Source organism: Nocardia arthritidis (assembly GCF_011801145.1).
Taxonomy (GTDB): domain Bacteria; phylum Actinomycetota; class Actinomycetes; order Mycobacteriales; family Mycobacteriaceae; genus Nocardia; species Nocardia arthritidis_A.
Map to the genome: position 1 here is coordinate 4,713,191 of NZ_CP046172.1, position 21,328 is coordinate 4,734,518.

The following is a 21,328-nucleotide window of genomic DNA, read 5'->3' on the forward strand; positions in this document are numbered from 1 at the left end:
TCGATGAGTCAGGCCCCACGTTCGACACGCAGGGCAATGCCCGGACTACTACGCACGGTCGGCGCGCTGGGCGCGGGCCTGGTGCTGGTACTCGGGCCGGGGGGCGCCGCCGAGGCCGCCCCGATCTACCCGGCGCCGGATCCGGATCCGTTCTACGCGACGCCGCCGGATATCGCCGACAAGAAACCGGGGGAGGTGCTCGCGGTGCGCCCGATGCCGCCGCTGCCGATCTTCCCCGACACCACGGTCACCGTCGTCCGTTTCCGCTCGACCAATTCCACCGGCAAGCCGATCGCCGCCACGACGACCGTGCTCACCCCGCGCGGCCACCGCAAGGACGGTCCGCTGCTGTCCTTCCAGCACATCATCAACGGGCTCGGCGCGGAATGCTCTGTGTCCCATGTGCTTTACACCAGTGATCCGAATCTGATCGTGCGTGAGGCTCCGGGCTGGAACGTGCTGCTGTCGCGCGGCTGGTCGGTCGCGCTGCCGGATCACCTCGGGCCGGATTTCGCTTACGGCGCGGCGAAATTGGGCGGGCAGATCACCCTGGACGGCATCCGCGCCGTCAAACAGGTCGCCGAATTGCAGGTGGCGGACAGTCCGGTGGCCATGGCCGGCTACTCCGGCGGCGGGATGGCCACCGCGTGGGCGGCGGCGCTGCAGCCGACCTACGCGCCGGAACTGCGCATCGCAGGCGCGGCCATGGGCGGTGTGCCGATGAACCTGGTGAAGATGTTGCAGGCGCTCGGACTCGGCACGCATCCGGCCTTCGGGCTCGCGCTGGCCGCCGGGCTCGGCCTGGAACGTGAATACCCGGACCGCTTTCCGCTCAGCGACCAGCTGAACGCCGAGGGTCTGGCCGCCCGTGCGGCCATCGCCAACGGCTGCACCAACGACATACTCGCCACGGGCGCCGGCCACGGTGCGGTCGACTTCGCCAAGACCACCAGCATGATCAACAATCCGGACGCGCGCGCCGTCGTCGAGGAGAACAGCCTCGAACTGTATCCCGGCGTCCCGAAAATTCCGGTCTACGAATGGCATTCGCCGATCGACGGCCTCATCCCGGTGGACGCGATCGTCAACACCGACCGCCGCTGGTGCGCGGCGGGCGACCGGGTCGAGGCCGAAATCCTGCCGGTGCCAGACCATCTCACCGCCGCGGTGCTCGGGATACCGGCCGCGCTGGACTGGCTGGACGCGCGCTTGCGCGGCGATCCGGCCCCGAGCAACTGCGGGGGTTGATTCGAAAAGAGATCATTGCGATTCGGACTCGCGCGGTGCCGCACCGCGTGAGTCGGGCGTAGCCTGACCTTCTGGCCTCGGTTGACGGGGACATTCGGGGGCCGAAGGCCGCAGCTCTCCGGGCGCCAGGCGAACTGACAGCGTCACCCGAAGATGTGTGCCATGAGATGCTTGCCTGCCGTCGCGGCCATTGTGCTGTTACTGTCCGCTGCCGTGACCGGCCGGGCCGCGGCCGAACCGGATCCGGTTCCGCCGTTCGCGCTGCCGCAGATCTCGCTGCCGAGCCTGCCCGGCCTGATCGACAGCGTGATCCCGCCGCCGCCGATTTCGCCTGCGCCGCAAGAACCTTGGTCGGTCGCCGCGGCGAGCGGCCTGCCGCCCTCGCTGGCCGCGCTGCGCCAGGCGGTGCTGCCCGGCGAGGTGGGCGATCCGATGTTCGACGAGTGGCCCGCGAACCTGGCCGACGCCGCGCCGGGCGATGTGCTGGCCACCAGGGATGTGACGGCGTCGGCGGCGCCGCTGCTGCTGGTGCCGATCCGGCAGGCGCTGCTGCTGAAGTTCCGCACCACCGACTCGCACGGCGTGCCCTCGTACGGCACAGCGACATTGGTGATCCCGGCGGCCGCGTGGCCGGGCCCCGGCGACCGGCCCGTCGTGGTGAACAATCTGCCGATCGATGCGCTCGGCCGGGCCTGCGATCCGAGTTACACTCTCGCACACGGCTTTTCGTTCAGCTCGACCAATCTGTCCGATTTCGTCCCGCCGACGACGCAGCTGGCGGCGCTGCGCGGATACGCGGTGCTGATCCCCGATCACGAGGGTCCGTGGATGGCGTACGCCGAGCCGATCGTCGCCGGGCATATCGTGCTCGACGCCATCCGCGCGGTGCGCGGCACGCGGCCCGCGGAGTTCGGGGCGAGCCGGTTCGGGATGACCGGCTATTCCGGCGGCGCGATCGCGACGCACGGCGCGGTGAAGCTGATCGACGACTACGCACCGGAATTGGCGGACGTCATCGTCGGCGCCGCGCTCGGCGGCGTGCCTGCCGACTTCGAGCTGCTGTCCCGCAGTATGAACGCCAATCTCGCCTCCGCGGTGTTCATGGCCGCGGTGTTCGGAATCGGCCGGGAGCGCCCGGAGATCCTGGCGCATATGAACAATCTGGCGCAGTGGGTGGCCACCTCGCCGATGAAGGACACCTGCGCCGGGCTGTTCGCGCTGCCCGGGGTGCTGATGCTGCCCATCGATGTCGCCGCGAATATGCCCGACCCGCTGCATTCGGAGCTGGCCGCCGACATCTATGCGACGACGAGGATGGCCGGGATGAAATCCGCTGTGCCGCTGTACATTTACAACGGCGAGCAGGAGTTCTGGATTCCGGCCGAAGGCGCGCGCAACCTCTACCGCGAGCAGTGCGCGCTCGGTGCGCCCGCAGTGTATCGGAGCGTATTCGGCGAGCACATCATCGCCGCCGCCGTCGGCTATCCGGAGGCCATCGGCTGGCTGGACCAACGACTACAGGGCGCGCCCGCGCCGGACGAATGCTGACGCGGCGTCTACCCGCCTTGCCGGTGTGTCGAGTTCTGCTCCGCCGAAAGGTCATTCGACCATAGAAACTGGACATGTCCACGTGGGAGACTCGGTGGATGCGGCCCTCCGAGGTACGACATTCCGTTGACTCGCCGTTCACCGAATCGATCGATCCGGCGCTCGACGGCGGCCCTACCGTGTTGCGGATGGTACTCGGCGCGCGCCTACGCCGGTTGCGCGAGGGCTGCGGGATCAGCAGGGATGCCGCGGGCGAGGCGATTCGCGGATCCCATTCCAAGATCAGCAGATTGGAGCTCGGGCGGGTCGGACTGCGGCAGCGCGACCTGGCCGATCTGCTCACCCTGTACGGGGTCACCGATGCCGACGAGCGGGACGAGTTCGAGAAGATGGCCAAGGCGGGCAACGCCTCCGGCTGGTGGCATCGCGAGAACGACTGGCTGCCCAAATGGTTCGATCTCTACCTGGGCCTGGAACAGGGCGCGCAGCTCATCCGGTGCTATGAACCGCGCGCGGTGCCGGAACTGCTGCAGACGCCCGATTACGCCCGCGCGCTGCTGATGCTGGCGCACTCGCACGAGCCGCCGGACGCGATCGAGCGGCGGGTCGCGCTGCGGATGCGTCGCCAGCACATCCTCACCCGGGCGAAACCGCCGCAGCTGTGGGCGGTCGTCGACGAGGCCGCGCTGCGCCGCCCGGTCGGCGGCTCGGCGGTCTGGCGGGCCCAGCTGGAATATCTGCTGGAGGCGGTCGGGCAGCCGCACATCACGGTGCAGGTGCTCGCCGATGACGTCGCCGGTCCGGCGCTGGCCGACGGCGCGTTCACCATGTTGCGGTTCGCCGAGGCGGATCTGCCCGACATCGTCTATCTGCAGCAGCTCACCGGCGCGCTCTACCTCGACAAGCGCAGCGATCTGGACGCCTATCGCGTGGTGCTGAACCGGCTCTCGGTGCACGCGGCGCAGCCGGAATACACCGCGAACCTGATCCGGGCGCTCACCGAGCGCCATCCCGATGTGCTCGACGAGCCGTCCGGGTCCTAGGCGTACCTCCGCCTTCGCTGCGGCCATGCGCGGGTCTGCGGACGACTTCGTCGACAGCGCCCGTCAGGCACCCGCTCGACTGTAATTCGCACGGTCCCCGTCGTTTTCACCGCAATACCGGCCTGTCCTGTGATAAGAGTGATCCAGGTCTCGGCAATGTAATGTCCCACTGAGACAATAGGTGGTAAACTGCGGTTATGGGGACCGACGACGAAGTCGACCTGGATGGACGGCGGCTGCGCACGCTGCGCAGCCGAGAGGCCCTGGCGCGGGCGGCTTTCGAACTATTCGCCGAGCGCGGGCTGGACGCGGTGGCGGTGGAGGACATCGCCGTGCGCGCGGGCGTCACCAGGCGCACCTTCAGCCGGCATTTCTCCTCGATCGAGGCGGCCGTCCTCGGCGATATCGACCAGGACGTGCACCTGCTCAACGAAACGCTGCGCGCCCGGCCCGCATACGAACCGCCACTCACCGCCTACCGCAACGCCGTACACGATTGGCTCGGCCTGGCCTTCGCCGGCCCCGGCGATCCGAAACTGGTCCGGCGCTGGGAACTGTTCCAGTCCTTCGCCGACGAACCGGCGCTGTTCGCCGCCTACCACCGCATGCGACTGGACGCCGAGGCCGAGGCGCTGCGCATCCTGGCCGAACGGCTCGCCGTGGATCCGGCGGTCGATCTGCGCCCGGCCGCCGTGGTGGCGACCGGCGCGGCCCTACTCGTCGCCGCCCTACAGGCCTGGGCGGCCGGCGATGATCCCACCACGCTGCCCGCCCTGATCGAGGGATTCTTCGAAACCCTGTCCGAGTTGGCGGCCGAAGACCGATGCGAGGAGGCACGATCATGAGTGGCTCGACGGGCGTCTTGCGTCGCACCTGCCGGTGGGCGGGCTTGGACCGGAATCCGATGCGGCGCAGAGAGGATCGGCTGCAGTCGGCGTGCGCCATCGCACTGCTCGTGCTGTTCCTCGCGGCGGCGCCGCTGTTGGCCGTTCTGCTCGGCGGCCGCGTCTACCGGTCCGAAAACGCCGCGGTGCAGGCGGAATTCGCGAGCCTGCACGAGGTGAGCGCCACGGTGCTGGAAACCGGTAAGGCGCCGCTGTATTCGCCGATCACCCCGGTGAAGGTGGCGTGGAAGGATGCGGACGGCAGCGAGCACACCGCGGCGTACTCGTCCACCAAGATCGTGAAACCCGGTGCGACGCTGAATATCTGGCTCAACGGGGCGGGCAATGTGGTGGAACCGCCCGCCGACTCGCGGGCCGCGAGCAAGGCCGTGCTGGTCACCTCGGGCGCGGTGTTCGGCGTGCTGATCGGCTGCGTCGCATGCTATCTCGGGCTGCGCTACAGCCTGGACCGCAGGCGGCTGCGCCAATGGGAGACGGATTGGATCACCGCGGATCTGTTGTGGGGCAACCACAGCTGAGCCGACGAAAAAGCCGGAATCCGGAAGTGACTGTGCACCAACGGATTCCGGCTTAAATGTGACGGGTGGGCCTAGACCGGCATCAGGCTGTGCTTGCGCGGATTCGCCTTGCGCGCCTGCTTTTCCCGCAGCAGTCGCAGCGCCTTGCGGATCTCCAGCCGGGTCTGCGCGGGTTCGATCACCGCGTCGATGTAGCCGCGCTCGGCGGCGATCCACGGGGTGGCGACCGCGGCGTTGTAGAAGTCGATCATCTGCTGGCGCACCGCATCCCGCTGTTCGACCGGCGTGTTCTCCAGCTGTCTGCGGCCGACGATGCCGACCATGCTCTCCGCGCCCATCACCGCGATCCGCGCGGTCGGCCAGGCCAGGCTGATATCCGCGCCCAACTGCTTGCAGCCCATCACCGCGTAACCGCCGCCGTACGCCTTGCGGGTGACGACGGTGACGATCGGCACCGTCGCCTCGATCACCGCGCGGAAGAAACGGCCGCCGCGCTTGATGACGCCGTTGCGCTCCTCCTCGACGCCGGGCAGCACGCCGGGTGTGTCGACGACGAAGATCACCGGCAGGTTGAACGCGTCGCACAGCCGGATGAAATGCGTCGCCTTATCCGAGGCGAGCGCGTCGAGCGCGCCGCCCAATGCCTGCGGCTGATTGGCGACGACGCCGACGCTGCGCCCGTCGACGCGGCTGAATCCGGTGATCAGGTTTTGCGCGGTGCCCGCGGAGATCTCGTGGAAGGCGCCGTCGTCGAAGATGCGCAGCAGGATGTCGTGCATGTCGTAGCCGACCTTGTCCGAATCCGGGATGATCCGGTTCAGCTCCAGGTCGTGATTCGTGAGCTCCGGCTCCAGCCCGGGATTCACGATCGGCGGCTGTTCGAGGCAGCTGGACGGCAGATAGCTCAGATACTCGCGGACCCAGTCGAACGCGGCCTGCTCGTCGTCGGCCACGTGGTGCACGGTGCCGTTCTGCTCCAGCGCCGCCGCACCGCCGAGTTCCTCCGCGGTGACCACCTCGCCGGTCACACCCTTGATGACCTCGGGGCCGGTGACGAACATGTACGACTTCTTCGTCGCGACCAGCACATCCATATTCACCGGCCCGTATACCGAACCGGCCGCGCACTTGCCGAGCATGATCGCGACCATCGGCACGAATCCGGACAGGTCCTCCTGGCGGCGGCACATGAGCGCGTACCAGGCCAGCGAGGTGACCGCGTCCTGGATGCGGGCGCCGCCGGAATCGTTGATCGCGACCACCGGGCAGGCGTTCGCCTGGGCGAATTCCATGGCGGCGGCGACCTTGCGGCCGAACATCTCGCCGACCGAACCGCCGTGCACGGTCTGATCGTGCGCGATCACCACGACCGGCCTGCCATCGATATAGCCGCGACCGGTGACGACGCCGTCGCCGTACATGCCGTCACCACCCGAACCGGGCTGGCGCATCAGCGCGCCCATTTCGACGAAACTGCCCTTGTCGAGCAGCATTCGCACGCGCGCGCGGGCGCTCGGAATACCTTTGGCCTTGCGTTTCGCGATGCCGGTTTCGCCGGCGGGTTCTTCGGCGAGCTCCAGGAGATCCCGGAGGTGGTCCAGCTTCTCTCGCGTACCGCTCATAAGATTTGCTTGCTGCCCTTCACAACATGCGCCGCAGATCGGCGCGAGGCTCGATGCTATCGGGATTGAGACGCGCGGCACAGTCGTTCCGCGCAAGTCATGGGATAACTCACAGCTATCCCTCTTGCGCTCTGGGTAGTCGGCGGTTTTGTGACCGGATCCAGTGTGGCGGGCAACCATTGGTCACCGAAGCCAAGAAACGCCGAAATCCCTGCACAGCCAAGGTTGTTGCCTCTATCGTCGTTGGCCTATGAAGCTGCGCGCGCCGGTCTGCGCGGCGATGGTGTTCATCGCCGCGCTCGCGCCCGCGCCGGTCCTGGCCGATCCGGTGCCGGTGGCCGATCCGTCCATCAGCCGAACATCGTTGGTGCGCACGGAGGTTGTTACACCGGGCCGGGAGCGGTTGTATATCGCGTCGGCGGCGATGGGGCGGGTGATCGCCGTGGATGTGTTGCGCGGCAAGGGATCCGGGCCGCATCCGGCGCTGTATCTGCTGGACGGCGTCGACGGTGAACCGGTGTCGGGCTGGCTGAGCAAGGGCGGCGCCGCCGAATTCTTCGCGGACAAACCGGTGGATGTGGTGCTGACCAGCGGCGGCGCCGGCAGCATGTACAGCGACTGGCTACGCCGCGACGCCGCCCTGGGCGTGAACGAATGGGAGACGTTCCTGACCGAGGAGCTGCCGCCGATCGTCGAGTCGTATCTGAATACCAACGGGCGCAGGGCGATTGCCGGGGTGTCGATGGGCGCGCAGGCGGCGCTGATGCTCGCCCAGCGGCATCCCGGACGATACCGTGCGGTGGCCGGGCTCAGCGGCTGTTATTCGACCGCGGATCCACTCGGGCACGCGGTGACGACCATTACCGTCGCCTCGCGCGGCGGTAACGTCGAAAACCTTTGGGGGCCGGCGTCTTCGCCGGAATGGGCGGCGCACGACAGCGTGCTCGGCGCGGCGGCGCTGCGCGGGACCGCGATCTACCTTGCCGCCGCGCCCGGCTCGCCGACCGGCGCGGATCTGGTCGAAGTGGCGAATTCGCCGTCGGTGGCCGACGCGCTGCGGACGGCGGGCGGCGGCGCGGCGCTGGAGGCGGGCGCGCGGGCGTGTACCGAGCGGTTCGCGGCGCGGCTGGCGGAACTGGATATTCCGGCGACCGTCGAATATCTGCCTGAGGGGATGCATACCTGGTCGGATTTCAAGGCGGAGCTGCCGAAGGCGTGGCCGGTGCTGGCGGCGGCATTGGAATGAGCGGGCGCCCGTGGCGTTGACAGGAGTATGACCTCAGCACTGACCTCGGTCCGGTTCTCGATCCTCGATCGTTCGCGGGTGCGGCGCGGGCAGCGGCATCCGGACGCGCTGCGTGAGACGGTGGAGTTCGCGCGGCTGGCCGAGCAGTGGGGCTATCACCGGTTCTGGGTGTCCGAACACCACAGCGTGCCGGGCGTCGCGGGTTCGGCGCCGACGGTGCTCGCCGCGGCGGTCGCGGCCGCGACCGAGCGGATCCGGATCGGCACCGGCGGGGTGATGTTGCCGAACCATCAGCCGCTGGTGGTCGCCGAGCAGTTCGGGGTGCTGGAATCGCTGTTTCCCGGGCGGATCGATATGGGTCTCGGCCGGTCGGTCGGCTTCACCGACGGTGTGCGCCGGGCGTTGGGCCACGGTAAGAATGACGCCGACGATTTCGACGAAAAGCTCACGGCGGTACTGGAATACCTGGCGCGCGGCCGCGACGGCGTGCACGCGTGGCCTGCCGAGGGGCTGCGGGTGCCCGCGTACCTGCTGGCCACCGGATCCGGTGCGGACCGGGCGGCGCGGTTCGGGCTGCCGCTGGTGATCGCGGCGATCGGCGGGGCGGAAGACAAGATGGTCGAGTCCATCGAGCGGTACCGCGACGCGTTTCGCCCCACCGAATGGGGTGCGCGACCGTATGTGATGATCTCCGGCACGGTGCTTATCGCCGATACCACCGAGCAGGCGCGCAGGCTGCTGCTGCCCGAGGCGTGGTCGGCCGCCTACTCCAGGACCAGGGGCGAATTCCCGGCGCTGATCCCGCCCGCCGAGATCGAGGCGATGACGATGACCGAACGGGAGCGGCGCCTGTTCGACGAGGCGCTGCGCGGGCAGATCCACGGCACCGTCGACGAGGTGGCGGTGTCGTTGGAGCGGTTGGTGATTCGGACCGGAGCCGATGAATTCCTGGTGCACACCAGCACTTACGACCGCGCGGCGCGGTTGGAATCGCATCGCGCGCTCGCGGTGCTGGCCGGGCTCGGCACACCCGCGCTGGCGGCGTGAGCGAACGTCGGCGCGGGAAACCGATAGGGCACAGCGACATCCGGTCGCGGCGTGAGCGGAAAGCGTTTCAGGACCGGTAGGTTCGGGCGACCAACGCCGAACGCAGATACCACAGCCCCGACGGCTGGGACGGGTCGAATCCGGTGAGCTGGCCGATCCGCTTGAGCCGGTAGTCGACGGTGTTGGTGTGCACGTGCAGCACCCGAGCGGTGCGCTGGCGGTTGAGGTTGTTGCCGATGTGGCGCTGCAGGGTCTCCAGCAGTTCGGGATGTTCGTCGAGCGCGTCGAGCAGTGCGCCGAGGTACTCCCGGCCCGGCCCGGGGCGGGTGAGCTGATATTCGAGCGCGAGCTCGTCGAAGCGGTAAAGCCCTGCGACACACTGCAATCGCTGCACCATGTCGAGCAGTTCGTGTGCCTGGTCGGCGGCGTCCGGGATCTGCGCCGGGGTGGCCTGCACCATGGTCGCGGTGATGCCGACCTGCGCGGCGTGCGTGAGCTGGGCGACCAGGGTGTCGAGCGCGTCGTCGTCGGCGTCGTCGGTGGGGATCAGGATGGTGCCGCCGTCGACGCTGAGCAGCGACAGTGCGCGGTCGCCGCAGCGGGTGGCCAGCTCGGCCTGCACCCGGCGGAGTTTGCGCCGGGCGACGACCTTCCCGTCCAGCGCCGGGTTGCGTTCGTCCTGGTGCGGCGGAATGGCAACGGCGAGTACGGCGTACGACTCGGCGATGGCGATACCGCATTCCCTGGCCATGGTCGAGGTGCTGTGCCCGCCGAGCAGGGCGGAGGTGAGCGTATGCACCGCGGTGTGGTGTTCGCCGACCACCGCGCGCAGTTCGCGCACGTAGGCCATGGATACCGCGGAGGTGATCATGTCCAGGATCTCGAGCAGTGTTTTCGCGCCGTCGACGAGGTTGCGGTAGTCGTCCTCCAGCGGCGCGTTGGCCATCACCAGGTCGAGGCCGATCTTGAAACCCTCGTGGATGGAATGGTGGATGGCATCGATCGGCACGCCCTCGCGCGCCCATTCGGCGGCGGCGTGCTCGACCCGCTTCATCTTGCCCGGTAGGTCCTGGCCGTCCAGCATGCTCGCGGCGAACTCCAGGCAGACCCTGGTGACGGCGGTCGCGTCGTCGCTGATCGCATCGCCGGGCAGCGTGCCGCACGGGGCGACATTCGCGACGAAATGCCCGACCATTTGGCGCGAGAGCGCGCGAACATCCTTGAGCGAGGCGGACATCGGCTTACCGGACAAAGTGAGGCTCGGCCGCGTCGAACTGTCGACTGCCACTGCGACTCCTTCCACCCCCTGCTGACATCCCCCCGGTGCCCTGCTCACCCCGCAGGCTGCTGTCCCCGGTGTAGCTGTGCGGCGCATTCACACTAACTGTCTCGTCAGCGCCAGGGATCGAATCGCGCTGTTCTGTGAAATAGCCACGGATCGGCGCGCCCATGTTGTGACCGATCACAGGATTCCCGGGCGCGGTGCCCGGCAAAACCTGGAAGCGGATGGGTGGCGTCGGTAGCATCGTGCGCGGCGGCACCGACCGTCAGTGATAGGGGCAGGTGATGAGACCGGCGCTGAAATGCCTTGTCTGGGAACTGGACAATACGCTGTGGGACGGCGCGGTCTGCGATGCCACCAGCGGCGCCCCACGCCCGGCCGCGCTGCGCACCCTGCGGACATTGAGTGAGCGCGGGATCTGGCATGCGGTGGCCGGTCGCGGCGAGCGGGATTGGACGTTGGACAAGCTCTACCGGCACGGACTCTACGATATGTTCTCCGTCATCGAAATCGGTTGGGGCCGTAAGTCGGCGGCCATTGTGCGGATCGCGCACCGGCTCGGGCTGAGCCTGGACGGCGTGGGCTTCATCGATGACGAACCGATCGAGCGCGCCGAGGTCGCCCGCGCGCTGCCGCGGGTGCGCTGCTACGCCGCCCGCAATGCCGATGTGCTGCCCGCGCTTCCGGACTTCCGGCCGATGCTGCGCCGCGGCCCGGACCCGACGCCGCCTCTCGGTTTCGCGCGCGTCCCGGCGATCTAGGGGAGTAACACCGGCGTGTCGGAATCCGTTCCGGCAGGCTGGAATCCGTCGCCGGGCCGGTCCAGCACGGCGATATCGGTGTCGCGCAGGCGCTTCGGATCCGCGATCACCTCGTAGGCGGCGATCCTGTTGTCGCGCACAGTCACCCGGAGCGCGAGCAGCAAACGTCCGTGCGGTGCCACCACGATGCCCACCGCGCCGTCGACCAGCGCCAGCGCCGCGAAACCCGAACGACGCCGCAGCACAACGGTTTCCTCGGCCACCCGGGCCGCTCCGCGCACGGTGACGGCCATTCCGGCGGGCAGTGCCGCCGGATCCGCGGTGCGCACCACGTCGGGCGCGAGCACCGCGAGCAGTTCGCCGAGGTCGCCGCCGCGCGCCGCGGCCAGGAACGCGGCGACCACCCTTTGCTGTTCGGCCAGATCGACAGCGGCGGGCCGGGATTCGCCGTGCACCCGGTGCCGGGCCCGGCTGGCCAACTTCTTGGTGGTCGCGGCGCTGCGGTTCAGGATCGGCGCGATCCGGTCGAACGGCAGCGCGAACATATCGTGCAGTACGAAGGCGACCCGCTCCTCGGGGCCGAGCCGGTCCAGCACCACCAGCAGCGCGCGTCCGACCGAATCGATAAGCAGCACTTCGTGTTCCGGATCCTGATCCGCGGTGGCGCCGAGTGCGGCCAGGTCGGCCGTCGGATCCTCCGGATGTGCGGTGCGGCCGCGCAGGATGTCCAGGCAGATCCGCGAGACCACGGTGGTGAGCCAGCCCTCGAGGTTTTCCACCTCGGCGATATCGGTGCGCGACAGCCGCAGCCACGCCTCCTGCACGGCGTCCTCGGTGTCGTCGGCGGTGCCGAGCAGGCGGTACGCGACGGCGCGCAGCCGACCGCGCTGGGCGTCGAAACGTCGCGCCAGCAGGTCTTGTGCTCGCACCGGTCACCTTTCCGTGCTCGCGCTCGTCAGCACTGTCGAGGGATCGGGGCGATCCCTGCCGCGATCATTTCACGATCGCGGATCGGGCGGTTCGAATGGTGAGAAAGGACAAGTTCCATGGAAACCGGCTATGTGGTGCTGTCTGTCTCGACCGCGGCCATGATGCTTTTGGCGGCGTGGGTCGATGTGGGGCGGGCGGAGTGGGTGCGCGGCAATATGGCCGCGTACGGCGTGCCGGAGTGGGCGCTCACCGCACTGTGCGTGATCAAGGCGGTCGGCGGGATCGGATTGCTCGCCGGGGTGTGGTATCCGCCGCTCGGCCTCGCGGCGGCGCTCGGGTTGGCGGTGTACTTCGTCGGTGCGGTGGTCGTCGTCGCGCGCGCCCGCTGGTATCGGCACCTGCGCTATCCTGTGCCGTTCCTGCTGCTGGCCGCCGCGACAACGGGTTTCGCCGTTGCCGTCGTCTGATACTCAGCCAATTCGCTGAATGTTCATTGACAAACATTCAGCTATTTGGCTTAATATAAGTATGCGAGAGGAAGACCGCCCGGATATCTACGCGGCGGTCTTCGGCGCGCTGGCTCACCCGGCCCGGCGGCGGGTGCTGCTCACGATCTACTTCAACGGCGGATCGATGACGGCGGGCGAGATCGCCGCCGTATTCACCCACGCCTGGCAGACCACGAGCAGGCATCTGCGGGTGCTGGAGGAGGCCGGGTTGGTCAGCACCGAACGCCAAGGCCGCCAACGCGTTTACCGGCTGGAACGCAAACGTTTGAACCTCGCGGCCGAATGGCTCGCCCACTTCGCCGACGAATCGGGACCGCAGAAAGGTGGCTGATATGCCGAATTCCGAAGATATTCCACGGCTGTTCCGGATCGCCGTCGAGGTGGGCGATCTCGACGCGGCGATCGCGTTCTACACCAGGCTGTTCGGGGTCGACGGACGCGGACAGGCGGGCGCCAGGGCGTATTTCGACTGCGGGCCGGTCACATTGTCGGTGCAGCAGCTGGATTCGCCGCATCCGGCGGCCAAGGCGCTGTACTTCACGGTGCGGGAGCTCGAACCCGTGTACCGGCGCGCGCGGGAACTCGGTTGCTGCTCGACCGAACTGGTGCATGACGCGCCAGCGGGGGAGATGGTGGTGCGGCCGTGGGGTGAACGCTCCTTCTACGCCGACGACCCGTGGGGCAATCCGCTGTGCTTCGTCGAGGAAGGCACCGTCTACGCCGGGTGAGCACGGTCAGTGCGGTTGGGCGGATTGCAGGGTGATGGGCAGCTTCGGGTGGCCGTCACCCGGTCCGTTGACGTCGTCGGTGCCTGCCGCGGCGACCTTGTCGACGGTGGCCAGGCCCGCGGCGTCGACCGTGCCGAAGATGGTGTAGCTCGGCGGCAGCAGGGAATCGCCGTAGACGATGAAGAATTGGGAGCCGTTGGTGTTCGGTCCGGCATTGGCCATGGCCAGTTTGCCGCGCTGATAGGTCACCGGCATCTTGGTGTCGGCGCCGATCACCGGATACTCGTCGGCGAATTGATAACCGGGGCCGCCGGTTCCGTTGCGCGAAGGGTCGCCGCACTGCAGCACCCGCAGCTCGCCGGTGGTGAGCCGATGGCAGCTCGTGCCGTCGTAGAAACCGGACCTGGCGAGGTGCACGAAACTGTTGACGGTGCACGGCGATGCGCCCGCGTCGAGCGTCAGGCCGATCGGGCCCTGGTTCGTGGTGAGGTCGATTCGCACGGTGCCGGAAGGGATGTGGTCGGTCGGCGGTGCGGCGACGGGTTTGCTCGCCGGGTTCGGTCCGCTCGGATATGTGCAATTCACCGGTCCCGTAACGGGTTTCGGGCTCGGTGGCGGCGGAGCGGTCGGCGTTGCGGTGTCGGTCGAGGTGGCGGTGGCCTCGGTCGCGCCGGAATCCGATCCGGATCGGTAGAGCAGATAGCCGCCCCCGATCAGCAGCACCAGGCAGACGACGACGATCGGCACGCCGATCAGCAGCCACTTCGGCGGTCCGGCCGGTGGGCGATAAGGCATTTGGGAGTGCAGCGCAGCGGTCGCCGCCGCGGCCAGTTCGCCCGCGCTGCCGAAGCCGCCCCCGAGCGCCCGCCCGACAACCGCGTCGAGCGCGGGCGGCACATTCGGGTTCAGACGACTGGGCGGCGCCGAAAGCCCTTGTGCCGCTGCCGGTCCCAGAAGCAGCTCGGCGAGGGTGCGGCCGAGGGCGGCCACATCGGCGCGCGGATCGCCCGGCACGCCCGCGAGGCCGAGCAGCTCGACGGATCGGTCCGGGTGAATGAGCAGGGCGGCGGGTGTCACCGTGCCGTGCACCACGCCCGCACGGTGCGCGGCATCGAGACGTTCGGCCGCGCGGGCGACGATTTCGACCGCGTCGGATGCGGCCAGCCCCGACGGGTGCCGGGCCAGCAGCTCCGCGGCGGTGATATCCGGTGGCAGTGTCATCCAACCTCCCTCGTTCGTGGGAGGTTATACCGTCACGATCCGCCGAGGATGAACCTGGCCGCCTGCTCGCCGACGAAGACGCTCGGCGCATGGGTGTGGCCGCGGATGAGCAGCGGCATCACCGAGGCGTCGGCGACCCGCAGCCCCCGCACACCGCGCACTTCGAGATGCGGTGTCACCACGCTGGCGTCGTCGGTGCCCATCCGGCAGGTGCCGACCGGGTGGTAGAGGGTGTGCGAATAGCCGTTCAAGGTCAGCTCGAGCGTGGCCTCCATATCACTGGGGGCCTGCGGCGGATAGATCAGCGGCCCGAGCGCCGCGCGCAGCGGTTCGGTCGCCGCGAGTTCCGCGCACACCCGCAACCCGGCCATGATGGCGGCGCGGTCGGCGCCCGCGGTGTCGGATAGGTAGCGCGGATCGATCACCGGTTTGGCGGCCGGATCGGCGGAGGCCAGTGCGATGCGGCCGCGGCTGTGCGGGCGCAGCAGCACGGCGGCCAGGATGACGCCGTGTTCGGTGGGATCGAGCAGGCCCTCGTAGTAGAAGGGCGCCGGCGCGAAGATCAGCTCCAGATCGGGTAGTTCGAGATCGCCGCGGCTGCGCACGAATCCGTATGCCTCGCCGACATTCGAGGTGAGCATGCCGCGGTGACGGATCAGGTAATCCAGTAGCTGACGCGGTTTCTCCGCCGCGTACAGCGAATCGCCCGGCACGCCGTACCCGATGCCGGACACCAGGTGGTCCTGCAGATTGCTGCCCACCTCCGGTGCGTGCACCAGCGCGCGAATTCCGTGGCGCGCCAACTCGTCCCGGTCGCCGATGCCCGAAAGCATCAGCAGCTGCGGGCTGTTGATCGCGCCGCCGCACAGCAGCACCTCGCGGTGCGCGGTGACGGTGTGCGTCGCGCCGCCTTGCCGATATTCGACGCCCACCGCGCGAGTTCCGTTGAACAGCACCCTGGTGGCCAGCGCCTCGGCTTGTACGAACAGGTTCGGGCGGTTCAGCGCGGGCCGCAGGTAGGCGTCGGCGGCGCTCCAGCGGCGGCCGCCGCGCTGGGTCACCATGGTTTGGCAAAACCCTTCCGGCAGCGGCCGATTCGGCGGTTCGATCGGATATCCGGCCGCCTCCGCCGCGGCCAGGTAGGCGGCGGTGATGCCGCGCGGGCTGCGCTGATGCGAGACGTGCAGCGGGCCGGTGGTGCCCTCGTCGGGGAACTGCGCGCCCTCCACCTGCTCGATGCGGCGGAACTGGTCGACCGCGGCGGCGAAACCCCACTCCTCGCCGGCCAGCAGCGCCCATTCGTCGTAGTCGGCGCGGAAGCCGCGAACCCACATCATCGCGTTCATCGAGGACGATCCGCCGAACATCTTGCCGCGCGGCCAGTAGATCTCGCGGTTCTTCAGCTCCGGTTGCGGCGCGGTCAGATAGTCCCAATCCACCTCGCTGCGAAATAGTTTCGCGAACGCGGCCGGGATATGCGCGAATTTGTTCTTATCGGGCGGCCCGGCCTCCAGCAGCGCCACCGTGGTGGCCGTGTCCGCGCTGAGCCGATTGGCGAGCACCGCGCCCGCCGATCCGGAGCCGACGATCACATAGTCCGCGCTGGCCGCACCCGTCTGCACTGTTCCGACTCCGATCTGTGCCCGTAGGGCCAAGATACGAGCTATCACCGGCCGCCGGTCGTTTTTCCGCCATTCCGGTGGAATTCCCGATCGCCCCGAACGCCGCGCAGACCCTAGACTTTCGCTGTGCACGCCGCGTTCGCGCCCGGTCCGGTGGAACCGGGCAGGCATCCTCAACTCGAATTCACCACCGCGCCAACAGGTTTGCTGGCCGACCGGGTCAACGGGACCTTGCTGCTCGGCGCGGCGCTGCTCGCGGTGCTCGGCTCGTTCCTGCCGCTCTCCGCCGAGGGCGACCGGCGGTACAACGCCTGGTCCTATGCCGAGGGCGCGGGATATACCCAATTCCTTGGCGTTCCGCTGATCACCGCGGCGGCGGTCGCGCTGGTCATCGCCACGCTGCTGCTCGCCGGTGCGGGCACCGGGCACGTGCTGGTGCGCGCATTCGGATTGTTCGCGCCGTTCGCGCTGGCCACCGCGACCACCGGAGTCCTGCTCGCCACCTTGTACGTGCGGCACGGCGGCTTCGCTGGCGGCTTCGCCGCCGTGGCCGTCGCGACGCTGGTCGCCTTCGGCGCGGGTGCGGCGGGTGCGTTCGCGATCGCGGCGGGCCATCGGCTGCCGGAACGCCGTATGCCCGCGCCGTTCCCGGCCGCACAGCTGCCGCCACCGTTCCCGCCGCCCTTTCCCGGTCATCAATTGTTAGATGTCCCAACGGCTTTGCCGGAGCCGCACGGGCCATCGTTGTTCAGCCAGCCCATCGCGGTCGCGCCACCCGGGCACGAGGCGCCGCCCGCCGCCGGCACCAAGACGGCCTTCCCGCCGCATAAACTGGACGCCGAGGCCGGAATCGCCGAGCCGCCGCAGCGGCCCGAGTCGTCACCCGATCAGCCGTTCGCGGAACCGGAACAGTAACCGGTACCGGAAGTCCGGAGGGCGCTCGCGAAAAGGTCTGACCAGCTTCGGTTGCTGGCGCTCCGGCAAGGACCCTATATTCGACGGCGTTATGACGCGTGCAGGCGATTGGCCACAGGCCCCGACCCGTCGTCGCCATGCGCGCCCGCCGCGTAGGCGACGCTCCGCACCGTGGTGGCGCACGACCGGTCGAGTGCTATCCGGATTCCTGTCCTTGACCGTGCTCGTGGGCACCGGGGCGGCATGGGAGAGCTACCAGGTGGTGGTCTCCGGCGTCACTACATCGGGTGCGCTCGCCGACGGCCCCAAGTCCAACGGCAAGGACCAGAACATCCTGATCATGGGACTGGACAGTCGCCTTGATCAGCAGGGTAAGCCGTTGCCCAAGGAGATCTACGACGCGCTGCACGCGGGTGATGAGGACAACGGGTTCTACAACTCGAACGTGCTGATCCTGCTGCACATACCCGGCGACGGGTCGAAGGCGACAGCCATCTCGATCCCGCGCGACGACTGGGTCCAGGTCGCCGATCAGGCCTGCCAGTACGCGCCGTGCAAGGCCAAGATCAAGGAGGCGTACAGCCTCGCGTACGCGATCGAGAAGAACAAGCTCGAGGTCAAGGGCGTCAAGGACGAACTCGACCTGGAACAGCGCTCGCGGGAGGCGGGCCGCAAGGCCGAGATCGCCACCGTGCGCAACTTCCTCGGCGGGGTGCCGATCGACCACTTCGTCGAGGTGACCCTGGTGTCGTTCTTCCAGATCGCGCAGGTGGTGCAGCCGATTACGGTGTGCCTCAACGAGAACACCTCCGACGACTTCTCCGGCGCCGATTTCAAGAAGGGCAACCAGGACATCGACGCCGCACAGGCGATGGCCTTCGTGCGTCAGCGCCGCGACCCGGACGAATCGCTGAACTTCACCGACCTCGACCGCACCCGGCGGCAGCAGGCGTTCATCGTCTCGCTGATCCGCAAGCTGCAGCAGAGCGGTACTGTCGCAAATCCCGGCCGGCTCAAGGGCCTGCTCGACGTGGCGAAGCAGAATATCGCCATCGACGACCAGCTGGATCTGGCCTCGTTCGTGCAGCGCGCTTCGTCGCTGTCCTCGGGCGGGATGACGCTGTTCACCTTGCCGGTCAAGGATTTCGGGCAGAACAACGAGGGCCAGGACATCAATATCGTCGATGTCAACGAGATTCGCGGCATCGTGAAGAATCTGCTCGCGCCGCCGAAAAACGGTGATCCGGCCGCACCGCCGCCGACGTCGGCGACGCCGACCTCGACGACCATCCCCGCCGCGAACGGCGTCACCCTCGATATCGTCAACAGCACCGGTCAGTCCGGGCTGGCCAAGCGGTTGCAGCAGCAGTTCACCACGGTCGGATTCGGCAAGGGCGAGCTGATCACCGGCGCGGTGCTCACCACGACGACGGTTACCTACGGCAAGGGTGCGGACGCGGCGGCGCAGGCGCTGGCCAACCAGCTCGGCCTGACGGCGTCGAAATCGACCGCGGTGGACCCGAATACGGTGCGGCTCACCGTCGGCACCGATTCGTCGACGATCGGTGCGCTCGCCGCCGCGTCGACGACCGACGATCAGTCGGGTGATTCGACCACGACGCCGACCCCGACCACCACCATCCCGCCGGTCTCGGCCACCGCGACCGGTGCGAAAGCGCCGCAGCCGACCGATCTTTCGACGATGGACGGCAGCAATGGCATTCCCTGCGTGAAGTAGCGCGTGAAATGGCATGGTTCGCGCACGGCCGGAGCGAATGCGGAGGTACGCCTTATCAGCGGACGGCGTCGAGTGCGGTGGTCCAATCGGCGGCGATCGCGTCCTGTGCCTTGGCGAGTGGCACCGTGCCCGCGCAAACGAGTTGGTGCAGTTTGGATTCCACCGCGTCCTTGGGATTGGGTGAGCGGCCCGGCTCTACCCACAGGTTGCGCGGATCATTGGGGTCGCCGCCGAGCTCCAGTGAGACCAGGTGGTCGTATTCGCTGTCGGCGAGGGATCCGGTGTAGCCGTACGATTTCGCGTTCGCGCGCTTCTCGGCGTCGGTGATCCGGGCGGGCGGCCGGATCGACTTGGTGTAACCGGACTGGCAGATGGTGGTCGCCAAAGTGTCCTGGGTGACACGGGGATTGAGCGCGCCCGGCGTACACGCCGGATCGGGGAGGGTGGCGCCGTTCGCGGCGGTGCCGTAGTGACAGCCGGTGGGCTGCGGCTCGACCCGGTACGTGCCCTGCGGTCCCGGCCCGACCGGAACCGCCTGCGCCACCGCGGTTCCCAGGAAAAGCGTTGCCGTGACACCCATTCCGACCAGCACCCTGCGCATGCGCCGAGATTAACCATTACGAGCGGAAACAGGAACGTTTCGTAGGCAGAATTCACCCGTTCGTACCCGGCCCGCCGCCGCTGCGTTGATAGACAACGCAAATGAGCCCAGGTCGACGAACTCACTTGCGGTGGATGCCGAATTGCGCGGTCCACCAGCCCATCCGCGATTCGGCACGCGGCGACGGCCAATAGCACAAAGCCCTCGGCGACTGGGATCGCCGAGGGCAAGTGGTGCCATCGACAGCACGGCGGGCGCTGCCGCTATCACTTCGAGCTCATAGGTGTGGCGCTCGCCCGATGCCGCCGCTCGCGACGGTTCGAATCTCGCGGTAGCGCTGGTCTGTTCGACGGCTCAGCGCGCCGCCCGGGCCGCGAGCGCGGCGGCGATCAGCACCGTCGCCCCTTCGGCGATGGCGGTTCCGCCGAGCGCATGTGCCGCCGAGAGCGTATCGTCACCCGCCAACCCGAGAAATATCGTTCCGAAGCAGGCGATCCCAACCACGATGCCGAGTTGCACGTTGGTGACGAGGATTCCGCTGGCGTCGGCGGCCAATTCCACCGGCACCTTGGCCAGGGTCCTGGTCATCAGCGGGCTGAACGCCAGCCCGAAACCGATTCCCATGACACCGAATACGACCAGCGCGAACGCTCCGACATCGCGGCCGTCGCGCAGTATCGCGCCCAGCACCACCATCGATGCCGAAGCGATCACCAGCCCGAGCGGGATCATCGGCGCGTGCAGCCGGGCCGGGATGCGTTCCCAATTCAGGCTGGTGATCGCGAAGGACACACCCATCGGGATGCACACCAGCCCGGCATGCAGCGCGGTGTAGCCGAGGGTGCCTTGCAGATGGATCGCGAAGACGAACAGCCAGCCGCCGTAGGTGGCCATCATCACGAAAAGCGTTGCCGCGGTGAGCACCAGACCCGGCGCGCGCAGCACCCGCTCGGCGAACAGCGGCGAACCGCCGCGCCGGTGCACCACCTGTTCGATCCGCACGAACGCCGCGATGCCGAAGACGCTCGCGCCGAGCGCGATCCAGGACCACAGCGGCCAGTTCTGTTCGCGCCCGAGCACGAGCGGCAGCACGAACAGCAGTACCGACGCGGTGAGCACGGCCAGCCCGGCGAGGTCGAGCTTGCGTTCGAAACGTTCGGTGGCCCTTGGCAGTACGCGCGGCGCGACCACCAGCAGGAGCAGGCCGATCGGCACGTTCACCAGGAACACCCCGCGCCAACTGCTGCCGAACAGGTCGGCGTCTACGATGAGCCCGCCGAGCACCTGCCCGATCACCATGCCGCTGGAGGTGATGGCGGCATAGGCGCTCAACGCCTTCGCCCTGGCGTTGCCGGTGAAGGTGCGCTGGATCAACGTCATCACCTGCGGCACGAGTGCCGCGGCCCCGATACCTTGCGCGAACCGGAACACGATCAAAGCGGTTTGGTTCCAGGCCAATCCGCAGAGCAGGGAGGCGGCGGTGAAGACGACGAGTCCGGCGACGAAGGTCCGCCGCTGGGTGAACCGGTCGCCCAGCCGCGCCCCGGTGACGAGCAGTACGGCATAGGCGATCACATATCCGGCGACGATCAGCTGCAGCGCCGATCCGGTGGTGTGCAGCGAGGTGCGAATGGACGGAATCGCGACGTTGACGATGGAGGCGTCCAGGACCGACATGAATTGTCCGGACAGGATTACCGCCAGCAGGAGCAGAGTGCGCCGGGCACCCGGAACGGCAGGCGCCGCAACGGTTGTGGTGACCGTCGAGGGATTCGGCGACATGATCTTGGACATGCGAACAAGCGTGCGACGGATCCGGCACGGGTAACAGGAGCCCCTTGATA

At 68.3% G+C, this 21,328-nt stretch carries 20 protein-coding genes; 13 read left to right on the forward strand and 7 right to left on the reverse strand.

Features of this window, described 5'->3' with window-relative positions; all coding sequences use genetic code 11:
* Positions 1-3: 3 nt before the first annotated feature.
* The 5 genes from F5544_RS21290 (at position 4) to F5544_RS21310 (ending at position 5,262) form a co-directional block, all read left to right on the forward strand.
* Positions 4-1,248 carry a lipase family protein gene (locus F5544_RS21290; RefSeq protein WP_174867380.1) on the forward strand — a complete coding sequence of 415 codons (1,245 nt, stop codon included), beginning with the start codon at positions 4-6 and terminating at the stop codon, positions 1,246-1,248.
* 162 nt (positions 1,249-1,410) lie between these two features.
* Positions 1,411-2,796 carry a lipase family protein gene (locus tag F5544_RS21295; RefSeq protein ID WP_167474821.1) on the forward strand — a complete coding sequence of 462 codons (1,386 nt, stop codon included), beginning with the start codon at positions 1,411-1,413 and terminating at the stop codon, positions 2,794-2,796.
* Positions 2,797-2,984: 188 nt separating this feature from the next.
* Positions 2,985-3,839 (forward strand): helix-turn-helix domain-containing protein, encoded by an 855-nt coding sequence (locus F5544_RS21300; RefSeq protein WP_167479372.1) that lies wholly within the window; start codon positions 2,985-2,987, stop codon positions 3,837-3,839.
* Positions 3,840-4,036: 197 nt separating this feature from the next.
* Entirely contained in the window at positions 4,037-4,684 is a 648-nt protein-coding gene (locus F5544_RS21305; RefSeq protein WP_167474822.1) for a TetR/AcrR family transcriptional regulator, read from the forward strand.
* On the forward strand, positions 4,681-5,262 hold the full coding sequence (locus F5544_RS21310; RefSeq protein ID WP_167474823.1) for an Rv1733c family protein: 582 nt from the start codon (positions 4,681-4,683) through the stop codon (positions 5,260-5,262). Before F5544_RS21305 ends, F5544_RS21310 begins: the two co-directional genes overlap by 4 nt.
* Positions 5,263-5,333: 71 nt before the next feature.
* On the opposite strand, the gene F5544_RS21315 is transcribed toward F5544_RS21310, so the two are convergent.
* Positions 5,334-6,884 (reverse strand): acyl-CoA carboxylase subunit beta, encoded by a 1,551-nt coding sequence (locus tag F5544_RS21315; protein ID WP_167474824.1) that lies wholly within the window; start codon positions 6,882-6,884, stop codon positions 5,334-5,336.
* A 250-nt stretch (positions 6,885-7,134) separates the two neighbouring features.
* Here F5544_RS21315 and F5544_RS21320 point away from each other — a divergent pair, with 250 nt between their 5' ends.
* Together F5544_RS21320 and F5544_RS21325 are read left to right on the forward strand one after the other, a co-directional pair.
* Entirely contained in the window at positions 7,135-8,130 is a 996-nt protein-coding gene (locus tag F5544_RS21320) for an alpha/beta hydrolase (RefSeq protein WP_167474825.1), read from the forward strand.
* A 27-nt stretch (positions 8,131-8,157) separates the two neighbouring features.
* The gene (locus F5544_RS21325) at positions 8,158-9,177 is read left to right on the forward strand and encodes an LLM class flavin-dependent oxidoreductase (protein WP_167474826.1); all 1,020 of its coding nucleotides are present in this window, start codon (positions 8,158-8,160) and stop codon (positions 9,175-9,177) included.
* Positions 9,178-9,244: 67 nt separating this feature from the next.
* Here the strand turns inward: F5544_RS21325 and F5544_RS21330 are convergent, their stop codons facing one another.
* Positions 9,245-10,465, reverse strand: a complete 1,221-nt coding sequence (locus tag F5544_RS21330; RefSeq protein ID WP_225730070.1) for a PucR family transcriptional regulator — start codon at positions 10,463-10,465, stop codon at positions 9,245-9,247.
* A gap of 278 nt (positions 10,466-10,743) precedes the next feature.
* On the opposite strand from F5544_RS21330, the gene F5544_RS21335 reads away from it, so the two are divergent.
* Positions 10,744-11,220: an HAD-IIIC family phosphatase gene (locus tag F5544_RS21335; RefSeq protein WP_167474827.1), complete on the forward strand. Its 477-nt coding sequence runs from the start codon at positions 10,744-10,746 to the stop codon at positions 11,218-11,220.
* Here F5544_RS21335 and F5544_RS21340 read toward each other — a convergent pair.
* The gene (locus tag F5544_RS21340) at positions 11,217-12,149 is read right to left on the reverse strand and encodes a sigma-70 family RNA polymerase sigma factor (protein WP_167474828.1); all 933 of its coding nucleotides are present in this window, start codon (positions 12,147-12,149) and stop codon (positions 11,217-11,219) included. The two genes, F5544_RS21335 and F5544_RS21340, sit on opposite strands and share 4 nt — an antisense overlap.
* Before the next feature lie 117 nt (positions 12,150-12,266).
* Here F5544_RS21340 and F5544_RS21345 point away from each other — a divergent pair, with 117 nt between their 5' ends.
* The 3 genes from F5544_RS21345 (at position 12,267) to F5544_RS21355 (ending at position 13,387) form a co-directional block, all read left to right on the forward strand.
* Positions 12,267-12,617, forward strand: coding sequence for a DoxX family protein (locus tag F5544_RS21345; RefSeq protein ID WP_167474829.1), 351 nt, complete (start codon positions 12,267-12,269; stop codon positions 12,615-12,617).
* Between the two features lie 61 nt (positions 12,618-12,678).
* A complete protein-coding gene (locus tag F5544_RS21350; protein WP_167474830.1) occupies positions 12,679-12,990 on the forward strand; it encodes an ArsR/SmtB family transcription factor in 312 nt (103 codons plus the stop codon).
* A 1-nt stretch (position 12,991) separates the two neighbouring features.
* Complete coding sequence (locus F5544_RS21355) at positions 12,992-13,387, forward strand: VOC family protein (protein ID WP_167474831.1); 396 nt, start codon at positions 12,992-12,994, stop codon at positions 13,385-13,387.
* A gap of 6 nt (positions 13,388-13,393) precedes the next feature.
* On the opposite strand, the gene F5544_RS47105 is transcribed toward F5544_RS21355, so the two are convergent.
* Positions 13,394-14,608, reverse strand: a complete 1,215-nt coding sequence (locus F5544_RS47105) for a peptidylprolyl isomerase (protein WP_275107043.1) — start codon at positions 14,606-14,608, stop codon at positions 13,394-13,396.
* 32 nt (positions 14,609-14,640) lie between these two features.
* Positions 14,641-16,230 (reverse strand): GMC family oxidoreductase, encoded by a 1,590-nt coding sequence (locus F5544_RS21365; RefSeq protein ID WP_167474832.1) that lies wholly within the window; start codon positions 16,228-16,230, stop codon positions 14,641-14,643.
* A 126-nt stretch (positions 16,231-16,356) separates the two neighbouring features.
* Between F5544_RS21365 and F5544_RS21370 the strand changes: the two genes are divergently transcribed.
* Entirely contained in the window at positions 16,357-17,145 is a 789-nt protein-coding gene (locus F5544_RS21370; RefSeq protein WP_167474833.1) for a hypothetical protein, read from the forward strand.
* A 220-nt stretch (positions 17,146-17,365) separates the two neighbouring features.
* Positions 17,366-18,883: an LCP family protein gene (locus F5544_RS21375; protein ID WP_238847476.1), complete on the forward strand. Its 1,518-nt coding sequence runs from the start codon at positions 17,366-17,368 to the stop codon at positions 18,881-18,883.
* Between the two features lie 55 nt (positions 18,884-18,938).
* On the opposite strand, the gene F5544_RS21380 is transcribed toward F5544_RS21375, so the two are convergent.
* Together F5544_RS21380 and F5544_RS21385 are read right to left on the reverse strand one after the other, a co-directional pair.
* The gene (locus F5544_RS21380; RefSeq protein ID WP_174867384.1) at positions 18,939-19,484 is read right to left on the reverse strand and encodes a hypothetical protein; all 546 of its coding nucleotides are present in this window, start codon (positions 19,482-19,484) and stop codon (positions 18,939-18,941) included.
* A gap of 354 nt (positions 19,485-19,838) precedes the next feature.
* The gene (locus F5544_RS21385) at positions 19,839-21,278 is read right to left on the reverse strand and encodes an MFS transporter (protein WP_238847364.1); all 1,440 of its coding nucleotides are present in this window, start codon (positions 21,276-21,278) and stop codon (positions 19,839-19,841) included.
* Positions 21,279-21,328 lie beyond the last annotated feature (50 nt).